Here is a 26,398-nt window from a genome sequence, read left to right as displayed (position 1 = left end):
CGCGTCCGCATCTCTTTGTCTTCAGCCCTTTTCGCCCCCTGCGGTACATGGCGCATCAATGGTTCACGAGGCGAGCGTCGCACCGAAGTACGGCATCAGAAAAGCGCTGGGTCCGGCGCCCCCTCCATCGGGATAAGGACAGGGGCATCGGCATGGCCAAGGCCGGCCACACCACAGCCCGCGTATTCGTCCCAGCGAACGCGGCAAGTAGAGGTGATGCAGGTTTTTTTAAAGCTGCGCGGCGCGCTTGTAGGCCTGCGCGGCAGCGGCCTCGTCCTCGCGCTGCTCGGCCAGTACCGCCAGGGCCCGCCAGGCATTGCGGTGCAGCTGCGGGTCCTGCAAGGCCGGGGCGGCCTGCGACAGGAGCTGACGGGCCTTGCCCCAGAGCTGCCGGTTCAGGCAGGCCATGCCCGCCAGGTACTGCAGGTTGGCATCCCGCGGGCGGTTGAGCTGCGCCGCTTCGATGCGGCCCAGCCAGGCGGCATCAATAGAGTCCAGCCCGGCTTCAAGCACGGTGATCAGCTTGATGCGCAGGTTGTCGCCCAGGCTGGAGCCCGGCTGCACCATGCGGTCCCACACCTGCAGCAGCCAGGAACGGGCCATGCCGGCATCGCCGTGCAGCGCCATCAGGCGTGAAGCGGCGTGCACCACCAGCTCGGGCATGGCGCGTTCGCTTTCATCGAGAGAGAACCAGGCTTGCTGCAGCTGCGCCGGATCGCGCGCATCATTGAGCAGCTCCAGCGCCAGGCCGCGCACAATGCTCTGCGCCGCGGGCTGCGAAAAGGCGCGGTGCTTGGCCAGCAGGCGCGCCGTTTCGAGCGCCTGCAAGGTTTGCCGCGCATAGCGGGCGGCGCGCAGCCTCATGCGCAGGGCCAGCGTGCGCCGTGCGGCGCCCTGCGGCAGCTGGGTCAGCCAATCCAGGGCGGCACCGGCATCATGGTCTTCCAGCGCCCAGCGTGCGGCGCGAAACTGCAAGCCCTCGCGCACTTCCTGCGCGCTGCGATGGGCGGAATTCTGCAGGGCCAGCTGCAGGTGCTGGTCGCGCATGGCCCGGTTTTGCAGCGACTGCGCGCTTTCGGCCACCAGCAGGTGCGCCAGCGAACGCAGCTGGTGGGAGCGGCCCAGGCTGTGCCCGGTCGCATGGGTGGATTGATCGACGATCAGCCCCAAGCCTTTTTCCTGCGCCAGCGCGTTCTGCGCCGACTTGGCGGAACGGATGTAGCGCCCGGCCAGCAAATGGGCCAGCGCGTCCATGAGGGCGCCATACATGGCGCGCTCTTTTTGCTGGGCGCGCCAGCGCCTGGCTTCGGCCGGCAGCGAAAACACGGCCGACGCGGCGCGCAAGGCCAGGTACAAAAGCGTGAACAGCCCGGCCAGCAGCAGCACCATCAGGTTGAAGGAAACATCGACGCGGTGCGGCGGCCAGAAGACGGTGACGACCGCCTGGTTGTTGCCCGCAAACAGGGCCACCGCAACGGCCACGCCAAACAGGGCCAGAAGCCAGAGAGCCGCACGCATGATTGCCTTCCTGCCCTTCTGACGTTTAGCGGCCTGCAGCCGCCGTAGCCAGCGCGGCCATGGTTTCATCCAGGCGGGGCAGCTCGCTGGTTTTCAGCTGGCCTTGCACCTGGGCCTGCAACTGGACGGCCGCCTGGGTCCGGCGCGAAGCCGGGTCAAAGTATTTGCCCAGCCAGGCGCTGGCGCTCGCCAGATCGGCGCGCGCGGCTTCGGTCTGGCGCGACAGCAGGGCCAGGCGGGCATTGAGCAGCCTGAGCTTGAGGTTTTCACGCAGGAAAAACGTTTGTTCGGGCGCCAGCAAGGCAGCATCGGGCTGATCGATGCGGCTCACGCGCAGCAGCTTGCGGACTTCCTCACGCAGGTTGTCCAGCGTGCGCTGCGACCAGGCCTGAATCGCCTCCTGGTCAAACACCCGCCACCATTTGCCATGGCCCGAAGAGGTGTCAGGCGCGGAAGCTGCGGCCCGCGGTACAGGGGAATGCGGCGCCGCCGACGGGCGTGGGGCGGTCGCCGCCACCATGGCATTGGCCACCGGCAAATCGTCGACCAGGCGAACCAGTTCGTCGATTTTGAGCATCAGGGCCGGTACATCGGTCAGGGTCGCCGCCTTGATGCGGTCCATGTCCCGGGCCATCGCGCGCTGCAGGGGATTCAGGCGGGGCTGGGCGGCGCGCGACAGGCGCTGGTCGGCCGATTTGAGCGCGGCGAGCAAAGGCTCGGCGCTGCCGGTGAGTTGCGCCTGCTGCTGGGCCAGGCGCAGCGCTGACTCCACATCGACCACCAGGTTTTCATCGCGCGAGCGCGACAGGCTTTGCATCAGTTCTTCGAGCTGGCTGCGCTGCAGGCTGACTTCGCTGATGCGGGTTTCCTGGATCGCCAGCCGCGCCGACAGCTCGCGCGTGCCATCCTGGGCCTGGCGCGCCAGCGTGCGGGCCTCGATGGCCTGCGCGCCGGAATCCATGCTGCGGCGGACCAGTTCTTCCTGGAGGTTGCCGAGCTTTTGCCAGAGCAGGCCGCTGGTCAGCAAGCCACCCGCGGCGAGCACCGTGACCAACAGCACCCATTTGCGCGGCACCAGCCAGGCATCCTGCGGCGCGGCCGGCGGCGGCTCCGCAAGCAGTGCGCGTTCAATCACCGGCTCGCTATCGGGTGCAGGCGTAAGGGGCAGATCGGGGTGGCTGTCGCTCATGGATAGAGTGATTCTATCGAGCGCAGCGTACCCTGGATGTCCTTCAATGCGGGGCGTGACTCCACAACAACACCCCAGCCGGCGGCCCGCACGGCCTCCAGAATGCGCGGGTGCGTAGCCACGGCGCGGGCACGGCTCCAGTCCATCGCCCTCATCGCCGGCAGGCTGAGCAGATTGGCCACGGCCTCGGAGCTGCTGAAGAGCCACACCGACCCGTCGGTGCTGGCGGCGTGTGCGCGCTGGACCTGCGCGTCGGTCAGGCTGGGTGGGCGGCGCTGGTACACCCCCACAAAATCCACCTGCGCACCGGCGGCCGCCCATTGCCGGGCCAGCCAGTCGCGGCCAGTTGAACCGGCATCGCCCCCGGCGCCCACGCTCTGGCCGCGCACCATCAGCACCCGGCGTCCCTGCCAGTCGCGCTGGCCAATGGCCTGCCACAGGGCTTCCGAGTCAAACTGGCGGGAATCCAGAGCCGGCGCATCGATCTGCCCGGCGGGAATGCCCACGGCGACCAGGGCCGCCACCGTGCCCGGCCCGGGCGCCATGCAACGCAGGCCGGGCGGCCATTCGCGCGGCCCGGCATACGCTACGTTATTGATAGCTGATTGCGCTTGCAGCGCCTGGGCTGGCGCCTTGTATTGCTTGAAAAAATGCACCACCGCCTGGCCGCTGACAAACATGCAGGCGGCGTAGCTGTCCAGCGTCTGCCAGGCGCGCTGCAGCGCCTGCACCTCGGCGGGGGCTGACGCGGGCACGATGTCAATCAGCGGCAAGGCCTCGGCCGCAAAGCCGGCCCGCTGCAACTGCAGCACCCAGTGCTGCGCGTCACCCGCCGGCCGGGTCACGATGACGCGGGCCGTCTTTGGCAGGCTGGCGTGCGGCATCAAGGGTGGATGGTCTTGCCGGCCCAGACGGCGCCGCCGGCACGCAATTGCGCTGCCACCGCTTCGCCCAGGGCCTCGGCCTCGGCAAAGTTGCGCACCGGCGCGGTTAGCCCAACCTGCACCAGCGGCGTTAGCGGCGCGCCAGCCGGCGCCTCGGCCGTGGCCGGGTCACCCCAGGCGGCGTTGAGCTGCATGTCGTGGCCCGTGCCTTGCGTCGCCGCACCGCTGGTGAAAGCCGCCAGCGGCATGGAGCAGCTGCCGCCCATGGCGCGCGACACTGTGCGTTCGGCGGTCACCGCCAGCCAGGTCGGCTGATGCGCCAAGGTGGCCAGCGCGGCCATCAGGTCGGCACGGTCCGCCCGCACCTCAATGCCCAAGGCGCCCTGCCCGGCGGCGGGCAGCATGTCCTCAGGGGCAAAGGTATTGCGAATGCGCGATTCCAGGCCCAGTCGCTTCAGGCCGGCGGCGGCCAGCACAATCGCGGCGTACTGGCCTTCATCGAGCTTGCGCAGCCGCGTGTCGAGGTTGCCGCGCAGCGACTGAATGTTGAGGTCGGGCCGCAAGGCCTTGAGCAGCACCAGCCGGCGCAGGCTGGAAGTGCCCACCACCGCACCCTGCGGCAGCTCGGCGAGCGAGGCAAACTGGTTGGAGACAAAGGCGTCGCGCGGGTCTTCACGCTCCAGCACGCAGGCCAGCGCGAAGCCTTCGGGCAGGTCCATGGGCACATCCTTGAGCGAATGCACCGCCAGGTCGGCCCGGCCTTCGCTGAGCGCCACTTCAAGCTCCTTGACGAACAGGCCCTTGCCGCCGACCTTGCTCAGCGAGCGGTCCAGGATCTGGTCGCCCTGGGTGGTCATGCCCAGCAGCTCCACCTGCCAACCCAGACGTGTTTCGAGCAGCGCCTTGACATGCTCGGCCTGCCACAGCGCCAGACGGCTTTCGCGCGTGGCGATCACAATTTTTTTCACGACTTCTTGATGGGTTTGAAACTCTGCAGACACACGTAACCTGTTGGTAATCCTTGGGGGGAAGTGAATGCTAGCATGTGACATTCAGCATCAGGTCAATAACTAGAGGGCAGAGATGGTCACTTCCGCGCGCGCCAAACCCGTCAGAGACAACACCAGAAGCAGCGTCGCCGACGGCGCCGCTGCCAAGCCCGCCGGGCGCTCCCGGGACAACGAACGCCCCCTGGTGGAAGACATACGCCTGCTGGGCCGCATCCTGGGCGACGTGATTCGCGACCAGGAGGGCGTGGCCGCCTACGAGCTGATCGAGCAGATACGCAAGCTGTCGGTCGCCTTCCGGCGCGACGCCGACCAGGAGGCCGACAAGGCGCTCAAAAAGCTGCTCAAGGGCCTGTCGGGCGACCAGACCGTCAGCGTGATCCGCGCCTTCACCTACTTCAGCCACCTGGCCAACCTGGCCGAAGACCGCCACCACATCCGCCGCCGGGCCGTCCACGAGCGTGCCGGCGACACCCAGGAAGGCAGCATAGAAGTGGCGCTGGCCCGCCTGCGCTGGGCGGGGATAGCTCCCAAAACGATAGCAACTACGCTGGCCCACAGCTATGTGTCACCGGTGCTCACCGCCCACCCGACCGAAGTGCAGCGCAAAAGCATTCTGGATGCCGAACGCGACATCGCGCAGCTGCTGACGGCGCGCGACGACATCAAGGCGCTGGCGCAAGTCCACAATGCCGCCAAGGACGCGCTGACGCCGCGCGAGCTGGCGGCCAACGAAGCCCAGTTGCGCGCCCGCGTCATGCAGCTCTGGCAAACGCGGCTGCTGCGCTTTTCCAAGCTCACCGTGGCCGACGAAATCGAGAACGCGCTGAGCTACTACGAAGCCACCTTTCTGCGCGAGATTCCCAAGCTCTACGCCAACCTGGAGCGCGAGCTGGGCAACCAGCCGGTACACAGCTTTTTGCGCATGGGCCAGTGGATAGGCGGCGACCGAGACGGCAACCCCAATGTCAGCGCCGACACGCTCAATTACGCACTGGGCCGGCAGGCCGAAGTGGCGCTGCGCCACTACCTGACCGAGGTGCACTTCCTGGGCGGCGAACTGTCGCTGTCGGCCATGCTGGTGGACTTCAGCCCCGAGATGCGGGCCCTGGCCGAAAGCTCGCCCGACACCAGCGAGCACCGCAAGGACGAGCCCTACCGCCGCGCCCTCACCGGGGTCTACGCGCGGCTGGCCGCCACGCTGAAGGAGCTGACCGGCGGCGAGGCGGCGCGCCATGCCGTGGCGCCGCAAAACGCCTATGCCCGGGCCGAGGACTTTCTGGCCGACCTGCGCACCATCGAAGCCTCGCTCAAGGCGCACCATGGCGAAGCGCTGATTGCCGAGCGCCTGCACCCGCTGATACGCGCGGTGGAGGTGTTTGGCTTTCACCTGGCCACGGTCGACCTGCGCCAAAGCTCCGACAAGCACGAAGAGGTGGTGGCCGAGCTGCTGGCCGTGGCGCGCATAGAGCCGCACTACAGCGAGCTCGACGAAATGGCCAAGCGCGCGCTGCTGATGCGGCTGCTCAATGACGCGCGACCCTTGCGCGTGGTGGGCACCCTGTATTCCGCCCACGCCCGGGGCGAGCTGGCCATCTTTGAAGCCGCCCGCACGGCGCGCGCGCGTTTCGGCAAGGAAGCGATCCGCCACTACATCATCAGCCACACCGAAACCGTGAGCGATTTGCTGGAAGTGCTGCTGCTGCAAAAGGAAGTGGGGCTGGTGCAAGGAACGCTCGACGACAAGGCGGTCAACGACCTGATCGTGGTGCCGCTGTTCGAAACCATTGAAGACCTGCGCAATGCCGCGCCCATCATGCGCGAGTTCTACGCCCTGCCCGGCGTGGCCCAGCTGGTGCAGCGCAGCGGCGCCGAGCAGGACATCATGCTGGGCTATTCCGACAGCAACAAGGACGGCGGCATCTTCACCAGCAACTGGGAGCTGTACCGCGCCGAGATCGCCCTGGTGGAACTGTTCGACCAGCTGGCCAACTCGCACAACATCCAGCTGCGCATGTTCCACGGCCGCGGCGGCACGGTGGGCCGCGGCGGCGGCCCGAGCTACCAGGCCATCCTGGCCCAGCCCCCGGGCACGGTGCGCGGGCAGATCCGCCTGACCGAGCAGGGCGAGGTGATTGGCTCCAAGTACGCCAACCCCGAAATCGGCCGGCGCAACCTGGAAACCCTGGTCGCCGCCACGCTGGAAGCCACCCTGCTGCAACCGACCAAACCGGCGACCAAGGCCTTTTTGCAGGCCGCCGCCGAACTGTCGCAAGCCAGCATGGCGGCCTACCGCGCGCTGGTCTACGAGACCCCCGGTTTCACCGAGTATTTTTTCAGCGCCACGCCGATACGCGAGATCGCCGAGCTCAACATCGGCTCGCGTCCCGCTTCCCGCAAGGCCTCGCAAAAAATCGAAGACCTGCGCGCCATTCCCTGGGGCTTCAGCTGGGGCCAGTGCCGGCTGACGCTGCCTGGCTGGTATGGCTTTGGTGCGGCGATTGAGCAGTGGCTTGCGCAGGGTGGCACGCCCGCCAGCCGCAAGGAAGCGCTGGCGCTGCTGCAAAAAATGTACAAGCAATGGCCCTTCTTTCGCACCCTGCTGAGCAATATGGACATGGTGCTGGCCAAGAGCGACCTGGCGCTGGCCTCGCGTTACGCCGAGCTGGTGGGCGACGCCCGGCTGCGCAAAAAAATCTTCACCGCCATCGAGGCGGAATGGCATCGCACGGCGGAAGCCCTGACGCTGATCACCGGCGAAAAGCAGCGCCTGGCCGGCAACGCCGCGCTGCAGCGCTCCATCCGCCACCGCTTTCCCTATATCGATCCGCTGCACCATTTGCAGGTCGAGCTGGTGCGGCGCTACCGCGAAGGCAAGGCCGACCAGCGGGTGCAAACCGGCATTCACATTTCGATCAATGGGATTGCGGCGGGCTTGCGCAACACCGGGTGATGCCCACGCGGCCAAGACCGGCGGCTGGCGGCGGCTGGGCCGCCTCGCTATGAATTAAATAGCTGCTCGCGCCCGCCCCTTCTGGGAAAGCAGCCAAAAACCCCTAAGCCAGCGGGTCTTTGGCCGGCTCATCGGCCACATAGGCCTCACGCAAGTGCACCGGCTTGCCGGCCTTTCTGCGCACCCGGATGTTGAGCATCTCCACCGCGATGGAAAACGCCATCGCGAAGTAGACATAGCCCTTGGGCACATGGTGGTCAAAACCTTCGGCGATCAGCACCACGCCGACCACGACCAGGAAGGACAGGGCCAGCATCTTGATCGTGGGATGTTCGGAAACAAAGCGGCCGATGGCGGCGGCGAACAGCATCATCAGCCCCACCGACGCCATGACCGCCGCAATCATCACCGCCAGGCGGTCCACCATGCCGACCGCGGTAATGATGGAGTCCAGCGAGAACACCATGTCCACGACCATGATCTGGAGAATCACCGCGCCCAGCGTCGCCTTGACGGCGCTGGAGCCATGGCCTTCCTCGCCTTCGAGCGACTGGTGGATTTCGCCGGTGCTTTTCCAGATCAGGAACAGCCCACCGGCAATCAGGATCAGGTCGCGGCCGGATATTTCCTGTTGCAGGATGCTGAAGAGCGGTGCTGTCAAACCGATGATCCACGACAGCACCAGCAGCAGGCCTATGCGCATGAACATGGCCATGAACAGGCCCAGGCGCCGCGCCAGGTCCTGCTTTGCGCGGGGCAGCTTGTCGACCAGGATCGATATGAAGACGATGTTGTCTATGCCCAGCACCAGCTCCAGCGCGGTCAGCGTGGCAAAGGCCATCCAGGCCTGCGGATCGGTGAGCAGTTCCATCATGGCTTCTCCCTCGGGTGGTGGCCCCGATGGTAGCCGCTGTGAATGACCAGCTGGGCGCCGGATGGGCCGCCGCTCATCAGCCCGCAATGGCCTCCCGCACCGCACCCAGTTGCCGGCGCGACACCGCCAGCAGTTCGTCAATGCCGTTAAGCCGCACCGCCCAGCCTTCGCCCTCCTCCGGATCGAAATGCTTTTCCAGCGCCCGCACGGCGTGCCGTGCAATCAGCGCGTTGCGGTGGATGCGCATGAACTGCGCGGCATGGCGCTCTTCCAGCTCGCTCAAGGAGCCGTCCAGAATGTAGCTGCGGCTGGCGGTGCGCACGGTGATGTACTTGAGCTCGGCCTTCAGATACAGCACCTCGGCCAGCGGCACCCGCTCGGTCCGGCCGCGGTCCTGGATGATCAGCATTTCTTGAGACATATGGGCCTGGGGCACCCGTGCAGCCTGCGCAAGTCGCTCTACTTTTTGTAGCGCCTGCTGCAGGCGCTGCAGCCGCACCGGCTTGGTCAGATAGTCAACGGCTTCCAGCTCGAAGGCCTGCACGGCATGTTCGGCGTGCGCGGTGACAAAAACCACCGCGGGCGGATGGGGCAAGGCGGCCATGGTGCGCGCCAGCGCCATGCCATCGGCGCCCGGCATGCGGATGTCCAGCAACACCGCATCAAAGCTGAGTTGCCGCAAGGCGCTCATGGCCTGCACGGCATCGGCCGCTTCGGCCAGCACCTCTGCCGCCGGCGCCACGCAATCCCCCAGCAGGGTGCGCAGGCGCGATCGGGCCAGCGCTTCATCGTCCACCACCAATACTTTGAGTTTCATGCAGGAATCTCCAGCCTCACCTGAAATACGCCGTCCTTGAACACCGTCCTGAACTGGGCCTGCACATCATGCAGCAAGTACAGGCGTTCGCGCACATTGGCCAGCGCCAGCCCGTGGCCCCGTTCACCCGCACCCGCGGGCGTTGAGTTGGTCACCTTGATCACCACGCGGCCGCCGCGCCTGAGCGTGGATATCTTGAGCTGCGCACCGTGGGCGCTGGGCTCCACGCCATGCTTGACGGCGTTTTCCACCAGCGGCTGCAGCAGCAGCGGCGGCAGTTTGGCCTTGTCGGCGCCCGCATCCAGGCTCCATTGCACCTGCAGGCGCTCGCCAAAGCGGATCTGCTCAATTTCCAGATAGCGCTGGGCCAGCGTGATTTCCTGGCTCAGGGTGACCGACTCGGCCGGGTCGGCCAGCGCATGGCGAAACAGCTCGGCCAAGTCTTCCAGCACCGCCTCGGCCTTGGCCGGTTCAGCGCGCACCAGGGCAATGGCGCTGTTGAGCGTGTTGAACAGAAAGTGCGGCCGGATGCGCGACTGCAATTCGGCCAGGCGCGCGGCCGTGGCCGCCGGTGTGCGGGCCTTGGCGCGCCAGAAAAGGCCGGCCAGCACCATGGCCGACAAAAGCGCCCCCGCGGCGGCGCTGGCCCACCAGGGTGCCGGCTGCAGCAGCCCCATGAGGGCCAGCAGGCCGCAGCCGTACAGCCCGGCAGCCGCGCCCAGCACGATGCCGGCCAGCCATTGGCGTGAACGCTCCAGCCGGCTCAGCCGGGTCTTCAGGGCGCACACGGCGATCAGCCAGGCCAGCGTCGCGGGCAGAACGCCCCCGGTCAGCAGCGAAAAGCGCAGCAGCCAGTCCAGCGGGCTCCCCGCGCCAAACATGGCGCCCACCCCCATGACCGCCTCCACAAACAGCACCGCACGCAACACCACACCCACATGGCAGGCGTCAAACATGCTGGCGCGCGCCGGCGGGCGTGGCGGCGCCTCTTCGTCTGCGTAAATCACGCCGCCCAGCAATGTGGATTCTTCAAACTTCGGGGGGGCGGGCAAGGGCTTCATCGGTTTTTCGGGATGTTGTTGTCGTCTTCAGTCTCTTTGGGCCGCGCGGCACGGTTTCGCAGCGGCGCGCGCAGATAAAATCATCAGGATGAGTATTGCACCGGTCACGCCCTCCCTGCCATGGGTCAATACGCCCTACCAGCAGCGCCCGGCCGGACACCTGCCCAGAATAGCGCACTTGGCCCCTTAAACCCCGCCTGGGGCTTGCATCGCCCCGATCCGTGACTGCCCCAAGAAAGCCTGACGTGAACCAATTCGACAAGAAATCCCAAGCCTGGTCTGCCCTGTTCTCCGAACCCGTGAGCGACCTGGTCAAACGCTACACCTCCAGCGTGTTTTTTGACAAGCGCCTGTGGCAGGCCGACATCGCCGGCTCGCTGGCCCATGCGGAGATGCTGGCGGCGCAAAAAATCATCGCACCGGCTGACCACGCGGCCATCCAGGAAGGCATGGCAAAAATCACCACCGAAATCGAATCCGGCGCCTTCGAATGGAAGCTGGACCTCGAAGACGTGCACCTCAACATCGAGGCGCGCCTGACCCAGCTGGTGGGCGATGCCGGCAAGCGCCTGCACACCGGCCGCAGCCGCAACGACCAGGTCGCCACCGATGTGCGCCTGTGGCTGCGCGGCGAGATTGACCTGATCAGCGGCCTGCTCACCGACCTGCAAAAGGCGCTGGTGGATATCGCCGAGAAGAACGTCGAGGTCATACTGCCCGGTTTCACCCACCTGCAGGTGGCGCAGCCGGTCAGCTTTGGCCACCACATGCTGGCCTATGTCGAAATGTTCAGCCGCGATGCCGAACGCATGGCCGACGTGCGCCGCCGCGTGAACCGCCTGCCGCTGGGCGCCGCGGCCCTGGCCGGCACCAGCTACCCGCTGGACCGCGAGCGCGTGGCCAAAACCCTGGGCATGGATGGCGTCTGCCAGAACAGCATCGACGCGGTCAGCGACCGCGACTTCGCCATTGAATTCAGCGCCGCCGCCAGCCTGTGCATGGTGCACATCAGCCGTTTCAGCGAGGAACTGATTTTGTGGATGAGCCAGAACTTCGGCTTCATCCAGGTGGCCGACCGTTTCACCACGGGCAGCTCCATCATGCCGCAGAAGAAAAACCCCGACGTGCCGGAACTGGCGCGTGGCAAGACCGGCCGCGTGGTCGGCCACCTGATGGGCCTGATCACCCTGATGAAGGGCCAGCCGCTGGCCTACAACAAGGACAACCAGGAAGACAAGGAGCCGCTGTTCGACACCGTCGACACGCTCAAGGACACGCTGCGCATCTTCGCCGACATGGCCGGCGGCATCACCGTGAAACCCGAGGCCATGGAGCGCGCCGCCCTCAAGGGTTATGCCACCGCCACCGACCTGGCCGACTACCTGGTGAAAAAAGGCCTGCCCTTCCGCGATGCCCATGAAACCGTGGCGCATGCGGTCAAGGCCGCCGTCTCGCATGAGGTGGACTTGTCGGAACTGCCGCTGGCGGTGCTGCAGCAGTTCAACCCGACCATCGAGAAAGACGTGTACGACGTGCTCAGCCTGCGCGGCTCGCTCCATGCGCGCAATATCCTGGGCGGCACGGCGCCCGCGCAGGTGCGCGCCCAGATTGCGCGACACCGCGCCCGGCTCGCATAGGGGGGCACAATTTTCCGCAGGGCCGCCCCAAGGAAAATTAGCCCCCTTTTATGATGAAAGGGGCAGCGCAACGCCGAAGGCTCGCGAAGCAACAAGCGTGGGAGCCATTTAAGCCTCGCCTAAGCTGCCACTTGCATACTGTGCAGCTTCAAGGACCTCACGATGCGTTTACTGCTGGTTGAAGACGATGCCATGATCGGTGAGTCAGTTCTGCATGTGCTGCGCACCGAGCACTATGCCGTGGACTGGGTCAGGGACGGCAGCCTGGCGGACGAAGCGCTGCGCAGTGAACAGTACGACCTGGTGCTGCTCGACCTCGGCCTGCCCCGGCGCAATGGCCTGGAGGTATTGCGCGCGCTGCGCGCCCGGCGCAACACGACACCGGTTCTTGTGGCCACGGCACGCGATGCGGTAGAAGACCGCATCGCCGGCCTGGACGCCGGCGCCGACGACTATGTGGTCAAACCCTATGACACCGATGAGCTGCTGGCCCGCATACGCGCCTTGCTGCGCCGCAGCGCCGGACGGGCCGAACCGGTGTTCGAACACAAGGGCGTCAGCCTCAACCCGGCCACGCACGAAGCCACGGTCCATGGCCAGGCGGTGTCGCTGTCGGCCCGCGAGTGGGCCGTGCTCGAGGCCCTGCTGGCCCGCCCCGGCGTGGTGCTCTCACGGGCCCAGCTCGAAGAAAAACTGTTCAGCTGGAAAGACGACGTCAGCAGCAATGCGGTGGAGGTCTATATCCACGGCGTGCGCAAAAAACTCGGCAACGACCTGATCCAGACGGTGCGCGGACTGGGGTATGTGGTGCCTAAATAATGAAGGGGTCAACATCACACTCCCTGCGCAGGCGGCTACTCTGGTTTGTGCTGGTGGCCATTTTTCTGGCTGCGCTGGCGCAAGCCATTACCACCTACCGCGGCGCCGTACAACAGGCCGACGCGCTGTTCGACGAGCATTTGCAGCAGATGGCACGCTCACTGCGCGGCGGCGTTCCGCTGGGGTCGCTGCTGGCGGAAAGCGACGCCGACAGCGGCTTTGATCTCTATGTGCAAATATGGGGACAAGACGGCACCCAGCTATTTCGCTCCACCCGTTCTGCGCTGCCGCCGCGTGCGGTGCTGGGCTTTTCCGATGTGGAAGCCAATGGCAACCGTTACCGGGTCTACACCCTGCAAACGGCTTTTCAAACAGTCCAGATTGCACAAGATCTCGATGCCCGTGCAGCGCGGGCCCGCGTACTGGCCATCCGGGCCGTGCTGCCCTTTGCCTTGCTCACACCCCTGCTGATGCTGGCGGTCTGGTGGGTGATCAGCCGCTCGCTGGCCCCCATAGAGCGCGCGCGCCGCCAGGTGGCGCAGCGCGGCGCGGAAGACTTTTCCCCGCTGGCCGATGAGGGCCTGCCCGACGAGGTCCGCCCGCTGGTCGATGAACTCAACCTGCTGTTCGGCCGGGTGCGCAGCGCTTTCGATGCGCAAAAGAATTTCGTCGCTGATGCCGCGCACGAACTGCGCTCGCCGCTGACGGCGCTGAAGCTTCAGGCACAGGCCCTGCGCCGATCCGACGAAGACCCCGCTGCGCGCGAAGCCGGCATCACCCGGCTGAACCAGGGCATAGACCGCACCATCCGGCTGGTGGAGCAGTTGCTGGTGCTGGCAAGCGAGGAAGCCAGCACGGGACAGACATCAGGCACCGCCGAGCCGGTCGATTTACAAAAGGTCGTCAAGCTGGCCATTGCGGACGTTTTGCCCTTTGCGAGGCACAAGCAGATTGACCTGGGCCTGGCCGACAAGCAGCTGCTAGAGCCCGTGCAGGTCAGTGGCCAGGTTGAGGCCTTGCGCATCTTGCTGCGCAACCTGCTGGACAACGCGATCAAGTACACGCCCGAGACTGGCCGGGTGGACGTGTTCCTTCAATTACACGCAGGCCAGGCGGTGCTGGCAGTAGAAGACAGCGGGCCGGGCATCGCACCCGACGATCGCCCGCGCGTGTTTGACCGCTTCTTTCGCGCCAGCGATGTCGCGCTGGAGCCCGGCAGCGGCCTGGGGCTGGCCATCGTCAAAGTCATCGCCCAGCGGCATGGCGCAGCGATTGCGCTGGACCGGTCCGACCGCCTGGGCGGGCTGAAGGTGGAACTGCGGTTTTCATCTGCAAGGTGAACTCCCGCTCCGCCATCACCGCGTTCACAGGATCGACAACAAGAAATTTGCGGGCCAGGCTCGCGGCGGTGTGCCGTGTAGAAAACATGACCCATGCGCGAAGACATTTTCAGCCATTCAGTGCAAATAGAACCGGACGGGACAGTGTGCGGACTAACGCTCCCGACCCGCTTCCTGGGCCACCTTCTGCACCGGCGACAACAGATACTCCAACACCGTGCGCTGTCCTTGATGAATTTCTACCTGAACCACCATGCCCGGCGAAAGTTTTAGCACCTCGCCATTGGAGGCCTGCAATTCCTGGCTCGCCAGTTTGACGAGTGCCTTGTAGCTTTGCGGACTTTGCCCCAGGGCCGTGGCTTTTTGCGGATCGTTCGCCGACGAGTCGGCACTGATCAGTTCCACTTTGCCTTCGAGCATGCCGTACTTCTGGAACGGGTAGGCCTGGAGCTTGATCTTGACGCTCTGGCCCGGCGCCACAAAGCCCACATCCTCATTGTGAATCGCCACCTCGGCATACAGAGGCTCGTTCCTGGGAACCAGTTTGAGCAGCGCAGCCCCCGGTTGCACCACTGCGCCCGGACTGTAAGTCGCCATGTCTTTGACCGTGCCGTCTTCCGTCGCCTTGAGCGCCAGCAGGCCAGACTTGTAAACCTGCTTTTGCAGCTCGCCATCAGTACGTTGCTGCTGGCTCTGCAACTCAACCCGCTCGTTGAGCAGCTGGCTTTCATAGCCCGACTTGATCTGCGCGAGTTTCTTGCGTGACTGTTCCACCGCAGAGGTCATGGCGCTCATGTTGGCTTCCTGGGTCTTGAGCTCCTGCTCCTTCTCTATCCTCTCGCGGATCTTGTCGTTGGCGCCGAGTTCCGAGACGAAACCTTCCTTGACCAGCTTTTCGTAGGAACCGGCGGATTGCTGGTACAGCGGTACCGTGGCTTGCAGCTTGGCCAGTTGCTGGCGTGCGGCGATCAGGTCATGCTGGGCGCGATCCAGCGTGGCCTGCTCCTGCGCCAGCGCGTCCAGGTAACTCTGGCGTCTGGCCCGGTATTGCGCCAGCACCTGGGTGGCCACTTCAGTAGGATCGCGGGCGTCGACCAGCAGCGGCTGGCCGCGCAGTTCGGCGTCGATACGGCGCAGGCTCAGGGCTTTCAGCGCCGCATCGGCCTTGAGCGTACCCATGTCGGCACTGGCGGTCGTGGCGTCCATGCGCATCAGCACCTGGCCGGCCCTGACTTCGTCGCCATCGCGCACCAGCACCTCGCGCACGATACCGGCTTCGGCGGGCTGCAGCACGCGGCTGTAGTTGCGCGGCACCAGCCGACCTTCGGCGCCGGCAATGATGTCCAGCTTGCCGAAGGTCGCCCAGGCCAGCAGCACGCCGAACAGGCCCACCGTGACATGGCCGACGGTACGGGGCAGCCGCGAGGGCGGCTGCTCCTGGATCGTCAACAGGTCCGGCGTGAAGTCGGCAGTCTCGGTCGCAAACACTCGCATTCAACGGCCTTTCATCACATCAGCCTGACGCTGCCCTGCGCGAGCTGGCTGCGGCTCTTCAGGTTTTGCCAGTCGGTGCCGGCGGCGAGGCTGGACTGCGCGGCGCCCAGGCCGATGCCCGACAGGCGACCCGCCGTGGCGTACTGGTAACTCAAGTCGCCGCCCAGCGCCGCCGTGTTGCTGCCTTGCAGGTGCGCGTCGAGCAGGCTGTTCATGGCGGCCCAGCCGTTGGCGTTGGCCGTGTTGGCCGTACGCGCCGCATCGAACTTCTGCACCAGCTTGGCGAAGTCGAACACCTCGACCTGCTTGTTACGGGTCTTATCGGCGGAATTGGCATCGTAGTCACCGCCGACGGTGACGACTTGCAGCTTGTCGACGTTCTTCGCGTTGTTGCCCAGGTACCAGTTCTTGATGGTCATGCTGTCGCCCTGGCCGACGTTGAGCACCAGGTCGTTGCCGGCCTTGGCCAGGCTCAGGTCGGCGTAGCGGATGCTGCCGCCCAGGCTGATGGTGTCCCTGCCGTTGCCGCTGTTATTGAGGGTGTCGGCCCCGTCGCCGCGGTTGAAGGCGTAGAGGTTGCGGCCATTGCCACCGTCGATCACATCATTGCCCTTGCCGGCGACAATCCAGTCGTCGCTGTTGCCGGTGCCAATGTTGTCGTCACCGGTGCCAGCATCGACCAAATCATTCTCGTTGCCGCTGACGATGACGTCGGAGCCAGCGCCGGTCTGGACAAGGTCACTGCCGTTGTCGGCATAGATGGTGTCGTTGCCTGCACCAGCCATGATGGTGTCGTCGTCGTTGCCGGCGTAGAAGGTGTTGTTGCCCCACAGGTCGATCAGCAGGTCCTTGCCGTTACCACCATCGAGCAGATCGTTACCAGCCTCGCCGTGCAGCTCGTCGTCGCCACTGCCGCCGTACAGCTTGTCGCTGCCACCGCCACCAAACAGGATGTCGTCGCCATTCTCGCCAAACAGCTGGTCATGGCCCGAACCTCCATACAGCACATCCCGGTCGTTGCGACCGAACATAGAGTCGTCATTGCGCCCACCAATCAGTAGATCGGCCCCGTTGGTGCCAGTCAGCGAGGTCGACTGGATCAGCAGGTCACCCCAGCCGTAACTGCTGCCGTCGGCGAACACAAAGTTCTCCAGCGGCGAACCAAGGCGGCCCTGTGCATCGATGGGCATCACGTAGTCAATGCCCTGGTCGGCGATCTCGTTGCCGGTGGCATCGAGCACGCGGATCTGGGCGACCTTCTGGCCGTTGACTGTGGCAATGCGCAAAGCCACGTTCTCCAGGGTGAGGCCCGGGCCGAAGCTCACGGTATCGACGCCGCTGGTGTCAAGAATGGTGTCGAGCCCGCCGCCCACGGTGTAGACGTAGGTGTCGTTGCCGGTTCCACCCGCCAAAGCGTTATTGCCGGCATTGCCGGTCAATATGTTGTCCAATTCGTTGCCGATGGCGCTGATGTCAGCGCTACCCGTCAGCGTCAGGTTCTCGACATTGGCCGACAGGGTGTAGCTGACACTGGACAGGACGGTGTCCTTGCCTTCGCCTGCAAGCTCTTCAACCGTGTCGGCGGTGTTGTCCACGACATAGGTGTCGTTGCCGGCACCTCCCGCCATGGCATCGGCGCCGATGGCGCCATCGAGCAGGTTGTCTTGCGCGTTGCCGGTCAAACGGTTGTCGAGGTCATTACCTGTACCTTGAACCGCTGCGCCGGTCAGCGCCAGGTTCTCGACCTGGCTGCTCAGGGTATAGCTAACGCTGGCTTCGATAGTGTCCACGCCCTCGGCGGCCGCCTCGGTGACGATGTCGAGTACGTCATCGACGATGTAGCGATCATTACCCACACCACCGGCCATCACATCGGCACCCATGCCACCATCGATCAGATTGTTGCCGGTATTGCCCAGAATGACGTTGTTCAGGGTATTGCCGGTGGCGGCCAGATCGGCGGCGCCGGTCAGCGCGAGGTTTTCGACGTTGTCCGACAGGCCATAGCTGACACCGGCCAGGACGGTGTCTTTGCCTTCTGCGGCCAGTTCGACCACGGTGTCGCCGGCGTTGTCCACCACATAGGTGTCATTACCTGCGGCACCAACCAGCTGATCAGCACCGGCATCACCGTCGATCAGGTTGTCGAGAGCGTTGCCATACAATTGGTTGTCCAGCGCGTTGCCGGTTGCCGTGATGGCGTTGCCCGTCAGGCGCAGGTTCTCCACATGCTGCGGCAGCACGTAGTTGATGCCGGCCAGCACGGTGTCCATGCCCGCGGCTAACCACTCGGTCACCATGTCACCGCCATCGTCGACCACATAGGTGTCGTCGCCCGCAGCGCCGGCCATGGCATCGGCACCTAGGCTGCCATCGAGCAAGTTGTTGCCGCCATTGCCCGTCAGCATGTTGTTGAGCGCGTTGCCGGTGGCGTCAATGTCAGCCGCACCGGTCAGGGTCAGGTTCTCGACGTTGCTTGAGAGGGTATAGCTCACCGAGGACAGCACGGTATCAACGCCCTCGCCGGCTTGCTCCGTCACCGTATCGAGCACGTTATCCACCACGTAGGTGTCGTCGCCCGCACCACCAGCCATCGCATCGGCACCAGCCGCACCGTCCAGGGTGTTGGCGCCGATATTGCCGGTCAAGGCGTTGGCCAAATCATTGCCGATGGCATCGATGTCGGCCACGCCCATTAGCGTCAGGTTCTCCACGTTGGTGCTCAGGCTGTAGCTCACGCTGGCGAGCACCGTGTCCATGCCTTCATCGCTTGCCTCGACGACGGTGTCGCCAGCGTTGTCCACCACATAGGTGTCATCGCCTGCGCCGCCTGCCATCACATCGGCGCCCGTGGCACCGTCCAGTGCATTGGCGCCAGCGTTGCCCAGCAGCGTGTTGTCCAGCTCATTGCCGGTGGCGCTGATGTCGGCTGCCCCAGTCAGGGTGAGGTTTTCCACATTGGCGCTCAGGTTGTAGCTCACGCTGGAGAGCACGGTGTCGATGCCCTCGTCGGCGAGTTCCACCACGCTGTCGGCCGCGTTATCGACCACGTAAATGTCGTTGCCGGCACCGCCGCTCAATTGATCGGCACCTGTGCCGCCGTCGATCCTGTTGGCACCGCTGTTGCCGGTGATCACGTTGTCGAGATCGTTGCCAGTGGCATGGGTGTCTGCCGAGCCGGTCAGGGTGAGGTTTTCGACATTGGCGGTTAATGAGTAGCTCACGCTGGCCAGCACCGTATCGCTGCCCTCGTCGGCCAACTCCACCACGCCGTCGCCCACATCGTCGATGACGTAGGTGTCGTCGCCTGCCGAGCCGGCCATCTGGTCCGCGCCGGCCGCCCCATCCAGCCAGTTGGCCCGGGCGTTACCGATCAGCACATTGTTCAGGCTGTTGCCCGTGGCGTTCACGGCATTGCCGGCCAGGGTCAGGTTCTCCAGATGGGTACCGAGGGTGTAATCGATGGTCGAAACCACGGTGTCAATGCCTTCGCCAGCGGCTTCAATCACGGCATCACCAACCTGATCGACATGATAGGTGTCGTCGCCGGCGTTACCCATCATGACGTCGGCACCCGCCGCGCCGTCCAGCACGTTGGCTTGGGCGTTGCCTTGCAGGATGTTGGCCAGCTCATTACCGCTGGCCGCGATGGCATTGCCGGTCAGCGTCAGATTTTCGACATTCGCTGACAGCGTGTAGCTCACCGATGCATGGACGGTATCGGTGCCTTCACCCGCGTTTTCCATCACCATATCGCCAACATCGTCGACGATGTAGAGATCGTTGCCGCGGCCGCCGCGCATCACGTCCGCGCCCGCGCCACCGTCGAGTACGTTGGCAGCGATATTGCCAACCAACACGTTGCCCAGATCGTTGCCCGTACCGTTAATGGCGTTGATGCCGACCAAAGTCAGGTTTTCCGTGTTGGCCGTCAGCGTCGTACTGATGCGACTGCGCACGGTGTCCGTGCCTTCACCGGCAGCCTCAACGATCTGATCACCCGCATGGTCAATCACATAAGTGTCGTCGCCTGTTCCGCCGTACATGAGGTCGGCCCCCAGGCCACCATCGAGCACGTCGTTGCCGCCCATGCCTGTCAGGGTGTTGTTGCCGTCGTTGCCAACCAGTACGTTGTCGGCCGCATTGCCCATTCCACTGAGATTGCCTTGGCCTGCGAGGATGAGGTTTTCCAGCGTATCGGCCAGCGTGTAGCTGATAGAGGCATTCACCGTGTCCAAGCCTTCACCAGCCACTTCGATCACAACATCGCCGGCCGAATCCACTTCGTAAGTGTCATCGCCTGTACCCCCCTCCATGGTGTCGTCTCCGGCCCCACCGAGCAACAAGTCATTTCCCGCTCCACCGTCCAGCAGATCATTGCCGACTCCACCCCACAGTTCATCGTCACCTTTCTGGCCGAACAAGGCATCCCAGCCGTCCTCGCCGAACAGCTTATCGTCGCCGGCGTTGCCGCTGAGCACATCGTTACCCAAGCCGCCACTGACGAAGTCGTTGCCCGCGCCGCCAAAGGCGACGTCGTTACCGTCTTCCATCATGATGAGGTCATCGCCAGCTTCGTTCTCGCCATCACCGAACACCAGGTCGTTGCCGGCACCGGCAAATACCGTGTCGTTGCCAGCCCCTGCCACAACGATGTCGTTGTCTTTGCCGGTATAGATGAGGTCGTTGCCGTCGCCCGCTTCAACCGCGTCGTTGCCGCCATCGTCAACGATCACGTCGTCGCCTTCAAGCATCACGAAATGGTCGCTGCCTTGCGTGCCGAAAACCAGGTCCTTATCCGGCGTGCCGATGAATTCCTGGCCTTTGACGTAGGTGGGAACGCTCGCCGTGCTGGTGGTGGTCGAACCGTCCGGGTTGACCGTGGTCACCAGGGTCTCATTTTTGTAACGCAGGGTCACATCCGCCACCGCCAGCGTGCCACCATCGGCCTTGCTGGCCATGCCCAGGCCATGCACGGTTTGAGCATCAATCACACGGAATTGACCATCATTACTCAGGTTGATGCCGGTGATCCCCATGTCGCTCAGCGTCTTGAACTCGCCCGCGTCGGTCAGGCCGTTGGAATTGGCGTCCTGCCAGACGCCGAAGCTGGTCCATTTTTCGTCATTGGTGTTGAACACCCCGTCATGGTTGGTATCGAACGCTGCTTTCAGCGCCGCCAGGTCGGTCTGCTGATCGGGCGCGTAGGGCACGAAGCTGATCTCGTCGAAGCTCGTGATCTTGCCGTCACCGTCCTTGTCGAAGGCCAGCAAGCCGTCGCCGGGTGAGGTCCAGGCCATGCGGCGTTTCCAGCCGTCGCCGTTGACGTCGAAGAAGACGTTGGAGTCGTCCACATCGGTGAAGTGAAAGCCATTGCCGTCCAGATCGATCGCGATCGGTTTCTTGCCACCCCCAGAGTCGGCGATGGTCGGATGCGGTGGCGGGCCATAGTGAGTCGCGGCGATCTCGACATCCTTGAACGTCTGTCCAGTTGGGTCGGTATTGTCATAGACCCGAACGCTGAAGTAGTCGAGGAACGTGCGCTCATCCGGTGCGTACCTGTTGGAGTCTATGTTGGGATAGCCGTAAAGAGGTGCGTCCCCGACCGAGACAACAGTCCCGTAGATGAGTAAGTCTTGAGCGCCGTCGCCATTCACATCTGGGACCAGGTAGCCCTCGGGCCTTCTGCCGGTGTAGCTCCAGTTACCGGCGCCGTCCAGGCTCGCCGTGCCGTACAGGGGCTGGCCCAGCAACTGGTAAGTGAACGAGCCGCCATCGGGATCGCTCGCAATCACCCGGCCGGTATTGGGCTTGTCGGTAGCAATGACCTCGTAGTGCGGGACGTACTGCTCTTGCGTGTAGCCGATTATTACATTCTCGTAGTATTGATCCTCGCCAGACCATCGCAGTATTCGCTCATAGATGGGAACCGGTGGAATGAGCTCGACATAGGGCTCATACCGCGCCCCGCCGCGAACCGCACCGCTGCGCTGGATTTCCGAGGAGTTTTCTCCCCAGCCAGTGCCCTCCACATACTGGTAACCCAGCGGAAAATAACCATAGATTGCCCGCTCGGGGGAGAAACTATTGGTGACCACCGGCGCGTCGTTGACCGCGGTGATGTCCAGCGTCACGCGCGCCTCCTGGGGTGCAACCACAGCCTGCTGGCCCGGCACCACCACGGTGTAGAAGAACTCCGCCGCACCGTGGTAATTGGACTCCAGCCGTAGACTGATGTCGCCGTCCGCGCGCAGGCTCACGCTGGTGTGGGCGCCGGCGCGCACATGGGTGATGGCGAGTCCCGCACCCACGCCAGCCATGCCGGCCCAGGTATCGTTGGCCAGCAGTTGCGCCGCGCTGATAACGATCTCCCGCTGACCGCCTTGGGTATTGGGGTTGTAGCCGTAGGGCAGGCCGTCTTCATACAGTTCGGCGCCCGGCACGCCAATCGTCTCACCACTGGCAGCGATCTGCAGGCCCTGGTAGACGGCCTGCTCGCTGAGCACCTGGGTGATGACGATCTGCGGCGTGCCATTGCTCAACTCTATCTGGATGCCCGCACCCACCGGCGTGTAGCGCGTGCCTTCGCTCTCGGCCTCCAGTGTCTGGGTTGCGATCTGCCCGTAGCCCACACCGTTAGCACTGGAGGCGCTATTGAACTCATAGCGCCCATTGCCGTAGTCGATGGCGCTGATGCCGGCTTCCTGCAGGCTTTTGAGTTCCTTCTGCCCGCCCGTTTCATCCTGCGCCAGGGCCTGCACGCTGCCGACGGTAATCACCTGGGTGTTGTTGCCGTCCTGGTTCAGGTCCTGCCAGACCTTGAGCTGCTGGTACACCGGGTCATTCTGGTCAATCCGGCCGTCGCCGTTGGCGTCATAGGCCGCCAGGGTGCGCAGGCCCTTACCGGCATCGGCGATCAGCGGGTTGGACAGCAGTTCCTTGGCATTGTCCGCGCTCTGGTTGAAGTTGTGGTCCAGCATCAGAAAGCCGTCTTGCGCGCCTATCCAGCCGGTTTTCTTCTGGTAGCCCTGGCCATCCCAGTCGAAGCTGATGTCGGTTCCTGCGGCGGCGTTCTGGGCGATGCTGCGGGTCTCGATCCTGCCATCGCCATTCAAGTCCAGTCCCACGGCCATGAAGTGGCCCTGGCGCTTGTTCCTGGCTTGGGGGTCGTTGGTGTGGGCGGCGGCATAAGCCGCATCCAGCGGGGCGGCATGGCCGGCCTTGGCGGCACGCTCTTCTTCGGTCAGGCCGGCATTGGGGTCACCGGCTTCCTGCTGCATCCTGGCGGTCTTGACCTCCCACATCGGGGCGATGGCTTGCCGGTCCAGCGCGCTGTTGAGCATGTAGGCCGTGAGCGCGGGCACGTTGCTGGCCCCATCCAGGTAGAGCATGGCGCGTACTTCGGGTGTCATCTGCTCGGGCAAAGCGCCGAACAGCCGGCCCTGGTCGTCAAAGCGCAGGAAGGGCGCGCGCTGGGCACCTGTCAACGCATCGATGTCGGTGACGCTGTAGCCCTTGTCGGCGAACTCTGCGGCCCGGTAGTTCAAGGATGGCAGGCGCTGCGGGATCAGGCCCAGGTGCTGGGTGCTGTCGGGGTTGCTGCTGTTGGCCTGGTTGATGATGCCGTTCAGCGCATCCAGCGTGCCCTGCAGCTGGCCGCGCACGCGCTCGGGGCCGAAGTTTTCGCCGGTGGCGTTGACCTGACTCAGGTAGTTGGTGATGCCGGGGCCGAAGGTCACGTTGGCCACGCCCCAGGCGTCGGGCGGGCTGTCGTCGCTGAAGAGGGACTGGAGAATGCTCGCGCCTATGAGTACCCAGCCCAAAGGGGTCACCGCCCCGGCGCTATACAACAACGCGGGGTTAAACAAGGCTATGGCGCTTTGGGCCATGCCGATGGGGTCTTCGGCCTTGATGGCGCTGATGAGGCCCAGGGCGGGCAAGACGCCGGGGGTGCCGTTGAGCAGCCCGGTACCGTTGAGGGTGGTATTGAGGGCTGTGCTGCCCAGCCCGTTGGAGATCAGGGTCTGGTTGACGAAGTTCAGGCTGTTGAGGGTGGCGCTGGTCTTGGCCAGGCCATCGCCGTATTTCCAGGCGTTGGACAGGCTGTACAGGCTGACAATGCCGCCCAGCACCTGGCCGGTGCCGGCGCTGAACAGCGGCTGGCCGTTTTGGGTGGACAGCTTGTTGAGCAGCACGGCACCGTTGGCGAGCTTGATGGCACCGGGGGCGTTGGTGGCCAGCAGTTGGCCGAACTGGATCAAGTCAACGGCAGTTTGCGCGGCGGTGGCAAACGCGTTGACCGGCTGCTGCACCACCACGGACGTTGTATTGCCGTCAACGTCGCCGGTGATTTTTCTGACGGCTTGCGTGCTACGGTCGATTTCAAGCGCGGTGAACGAACCATCACTGGCGCTTAGTCTTTCTGTGGTGGTCAGCAGGGTGCGCGTGCCATCGCCGTTGACTTGATACAGGTTGGCGGTGGATTCGAAGCTGCTCTTGGCTTGTATCTCGGTAACCTGGATGGCTCTGCGGTCCGAGTCGCGCAAGGTAATCAGGGTCAGGCCGTTGCCAAGTTCGAGGGTGTGCTGGCTGCCGCCGTTGGCGAGGTCAGTGACCATGACTTGGGGAGGGCTCCAACCACTGGCGGCGACGCTTCCGGGGTTCAGGCCCTCGATAAGCCCGGTAGAGCTTGCAGGCAGAGTGCCATTGACTATGTTGCTGAAGGTGAACCCGTAAGCCTCCAGGTCTTGGGGGTCAATGGCGTAGGTATCCGGGGGGAGGTCCAGGCCGTTGATGGAAATAACTTGGTCAATCACGAAAGCATCCGACTCGTCGTCGCCAAGGTCATCCTCATCGCCTGACAAATGCCCCCGCAGGACTGTGTCCGCACCGCCAATGTCAACATGCATTTCGCGTCCATTCACGCCAAGGTGCGAGCCGCTAACCATCTCACCATTCGGTTTGAACGCCACCACAGCCCATTGACTGCCATTTTGAAAAATCATGGCCTCGCTGGTGAAGGCGAAATACTGCTCGCCTTTGCTGGCATAAATGCCATTTTCATCTCGGCTGACTTCATAGCCTTGCACAATCATCTCGGCCTCAAGTTTTGAAGCTGTGTCAATCTGCGCGCCGGGCAGGTAACCTACCTGTGTACCTTGCAAGAGTCGAGATAGGTCAATATCGGCAGGACCAAAATTGTCGCTACCCCAGTTCATCGCAACCTGCTGGGCACTGCTGTCTTTAGTGGGCAAGGGCGCAGGTATTGCGTCGAGCAGGGTGTAGGGATTGACGTTTACCGGTGGTGGGCCAGCGTAGTCGACTGGCAAAACGGGACGGCCAGAGGCGTCATAGCGCTGGCCGTCCTTGATGAACTCTCCCACCGGTTCGCCGGTGGCAATATCTTTTGTGATTTGGCGGGTCTTTATGTTGTCCTTACTCCACTCGACGATGGTCTCCTTGGTCTTGTCGGCGCTTAGCGAACGCTGATACACGGTGCCGTCGGCGCGCCAAATGGCCTCCATGTAAAAATTGGTTCCATTGGTCTCATCCTTGTCGTAGCTGATGCTGACAAGATCGCCTTTTTTGTAGCGCCCGTCCAAGCTGTCGGCTTTGAGCTCGTACTCGTAGGTGGTGCTGCCGTCGGTGTGGTGCGTTGCGGTGCCTGTGCCTGGGTAAAAGGTGTTGACAACAGGGTCTGTGCGCGAACCAGCCACCCCGCCAGTCGGAGCCTCCACGCTTGCGCCAGCCATTCCTGGCGCAAGGGTGCCGCGAAAACTGTCCAAGCGGGACAGAAAGGCGAGTTTTCCCACGTTGTCGAAATCCACAGGGTCATCCAACAGCGCTAACCGCTGCTTCACACCGGTGGGACCGTATTGCCAAGCGGCACCCAGCAAACCCTCTTCCGTGATCAAGTGGCCGCCAATGGTTTTACCTACGCTGTCCATTGCACCGTTCTTGATCAGACCAGCGCGCAGCACATCAACGTAAGCACCTGCAGCCCTTTCTTGCTCGGCGCCGTTGGCCAGAAAATCTGCACGGCTGTTGATACCGTTTTTGCCAAGCCAGTTGCCTTGAGCATCGGTATAGCCTGTTGCTGTCAGTGCGCCACCTTTTTCAAGCATCTGGTACTTTCCAAGCGCGTTGCCGTTTTGAGCGTCGTAAGCTTTTGGCGCGCCACGGCTTTCAATCCAGGCCGTTTGGGTCAGCCAACTGCTGGCGTAACCGCTGGGGTTGGGGTTGCTCGTGGTGGGAAGTGCGGGGGCGGATTCGAGTGGGGGTGGGGTGGAAGTGTCGGTGGAGGAACGCCAAATGTCTTTGTCTCTGTCACTAACAGCGGTAACCCGAGTGAATCCAACAAACTGTTTGCCACCGGTTCCCCAATAGGTCAGGCCATTTTGAGGGGCGGTAGTGAAGGGTGCATCGGTTACGCCGTAGCTGCTGGTGGAGCTGCGGAATATTCCCACGCCGGTTTTGTTGTCGTAAGACACGACGATGCCCACATGACCTTGGAAGTAGACCAAGTCACCTTGCCGGGCTTGATCGGTGTTGATGGTTTGTTGCCACTTGGCTCCCTCGGTAGTCAGGCTGCCATCGGCCTTGACGGTTTGCGCGGTGCTGGTGTAGTTATCGACCTTGTAGCCGCTGTTCTTGACGACGTAGTTCACAAAGCCAGAGCAGTCAAACCCGTAGCGGCCATCTGAAGTGACGGCTCCGACATTGTTCTTGCCGTTGCCGTTCTCAATCCGGGCGGAGTTGGCAGAACTGAAGCGATAGGCGTTATAGAGAAGTTTGTCCATGGCTTG

The 26,398-nt window shown here is 63.9% G+C and carries 13 protein-coding genes; 4 read left to right on the top strand and 9 right to left on the bottom strand.

Translation table 11 applies throughout. The annotated features are described in order from the left end of the window. Window positions 1-228: 228 nt before the first annotated feature. From PJE01S_RS15525 to hemC, 4 genes are read right to left on the bottom strand one after another with little or no spacing between them, the layout of a single operon-like run. A complete protein-coding gene (locus PJE01S_RS15525; RefSeq protein ID WP_068834542.1) occupies window positions 229-1,518 on the bottom strand; it encodes a heme biosynthesis HemY N-terminal domain-containing protein in 1,290 nt (429 codons plus the stop codon). 25 nt (window positions 1,519-1,543) lie between these two features. Next, window positions 1,544-2,707, bottom strand: coding sequence for a uroporphyrinogen-III C-methyltransferase (locus tag PJE01S_RS15520; RefSeq protein ID WP_084389584.1), 1,164 nt, complete (start codon window positions 2,705-2,707; stop codon window positions 1,544-1,546). Further along, window positions 2,704-3,591, bottom strand: coding sequence for a uroporphyrinogen-III synthase (locus tag PJE01S_RS15515; protein ID WP_068834541.1), 888 nt, complete (start codon window positions 3,589-3,591; stop codon window positions 2,704-2,706). The genes PJE01S_RS15520 and PJE01S_RS15515 overlap by 4 nt, the downstream gene beginning before the upstream one ends. Further along, on the bottom strand, window positions 3,591-4,559 hold the full coding sequence (gene hemC, locus PJE01S_RS15510; protein WP_377372026.1) for a hydroxymethylbilane synthase: 969 nt from the start codon (window positions 4,557-4,559) through the stop codon (window positions 3,591-3,593). The genes PJE01S_RS15515 and hemC overlap by 1 nt, the downstream gene beginning before the upstream one ends. 115 nt (window positions 4,560-4,674) lie before the next feature. Between hemC and ppc the strand changes: the two genes are divergently transcribed. Further along, complete coding sequence (ppc, locus tag PJE01S_RS15505) at window positions 4,675-7,551, top strand: phosphoenolpyruvate carboxylase (RefSeq protein WP_068834539.1); 2,877 nt, start codon at window positions 4,675-4,677, stop codon at window positions 7,549-7,551. Window positions 7,552-7,654: 103 nt separating this feature from the next. Here ppc and PJE01S_RS15500 read toward each other — a convergent pair whose 3' ends face one another. From PJE01S_RS15500 to PJE01S_RS15490, 3 genes are all read right to left on the bottom strand, one after another. Further along, the gene (locus PJE01S_RS15500; RefSeq protein ID WP_068834538.1) at window positions 7,655-8,425 is read right to left on the bottom strand and encodes a TerC family protein; all 771 of its coding nucleotides are present in this window, start codon (window positions 8,423-8,425) and stop codon (window positions 7,655-7,657) included. Window positions 8,426-8,501: 76 nt separating this feature from the next. Beyond that, window positions 8,502-9,242 carry a LytR/AlgR family response regulator transcription factor gene (locus PJE01S_RS15495; protein WP_068834537.1) on the bottom strand — a complete coding sequence of 247 codons (741 nt, stop codon included), beginning with the start codon at window positions 9,240-9,242 and terminating at the stop codon, window positions 8,502-8,504. Continuing rightward, a complete protein-coding gene (locus PJE01S_RS15490) occupies window positions 9,239-10,303 on the bottom strand; it encodes a sensor histidine kinase (RefSeq protein ID WP_084389582.1) in 1,065 nt (354 codons plus the stop codon). The genes PJE01S_RS15495 and PJE01S_RS15490 overlap by 4 nt, the downstream gene beginning before the upstream one ends. A 245-nt stretch (window positions 10,304-10,548) precedes the next feature. Between PJE01S_RS15490 and argH the strand changes: the two genes are divergently transcribed. The 3 genes from argH to PJE01S_RS15475 all read left to right on the top strand — a co-directional run bounded on the left by argH (window position 10,549) and on the right by PJE01S_RS15475 (window position 14,099). After that, window positions 10,549-11,940, top strand: a complete 1,392-nt coding sequence (gene argH, locus PJE01S_RS15485) for an argininosuccinate lyase (RefSeq protein ID WP_068834536.1) — start codon at window positions 10,549-10,551, stop codon at window positions 11,938-11,940. A 162-nt stretch (window positions 11,941-12,102) separates the two neighbouring features. Continuing rightward, complete coding sequence (locus tag PJE01S_RS15480) at window positions 12,103-12,759, top strand: response regulator (protein ID WP_068834535.1); 657 nt, start codon at window positions 12,103-12,105, stop codon at window positions 12,757-12,759. After that, complete coding sequence (locus PJE01S_RS15475) at window positions 12,759-14,099, top strand: ATP-binding protein (RefSeq protein WP_068834534.1); 1,341 nt, start codon at window positions 12,759-12,761, stop codon at window positions 14,097-14,099. Before PJE01S_RS15480 ends, PJE01S_RS15475 begins: the two co-directional genes overlap by 1 nt. Window positions 14,100-14,252: 153 nt before the next feature. Here PJE01S_RS15475 and PJE01S_RS15470 read toward each other — a convergent pair whose 3' ends face one another. Both PJE01S_RS15470 and PJE01S_RS15465 read right to left on the bottom strand, forming a co-directional pair. Beyond that, a complete protein-coding gene (locus PJE01S_RS15470) occupies window positions 14,253-15,593 on the bottom strand; it encodes an HlyD family type I secretion periplasmic adaptor subunit (protein ID WP_068834533.1) in 1,341 nt (446 codons plus the stop codon). A gap of 14 nt (window positions 15,594-15,607) precedes the next feature. Further along, the gene (locus PJE01S_RS15465) at window positions 15,608-26,392 is read right to left on the bottom strand and encodes an SPM autocatalytic domain-containing protein (RefSeq protein WP_068834532.1); all 10,785 of its coding nucleotides are present in this window, start codon (window positions 26,390-26,392) and stop codon (window positions 15,608-15,610) included. Window positions 26,393-26,398 lie beyond the last annotated feature (6 nt).

Source organism: Polaromonas jejuensis NBRC 106434, assembly GCF_001598235.1.
Taxonomy (GTDB): domain Bacteria; phylum Pseudomonadota; class Gammaproteobacteria; order Burkholderiales; family Burkholderiaceae_C; genus Polaromonas; species Polaromonas jejuensis.
The sequence above is the reverse complement of the archived record's forward strand: the minus strand, read 5'-3'. Positions and strand labels throughout refer to the sequence as shown.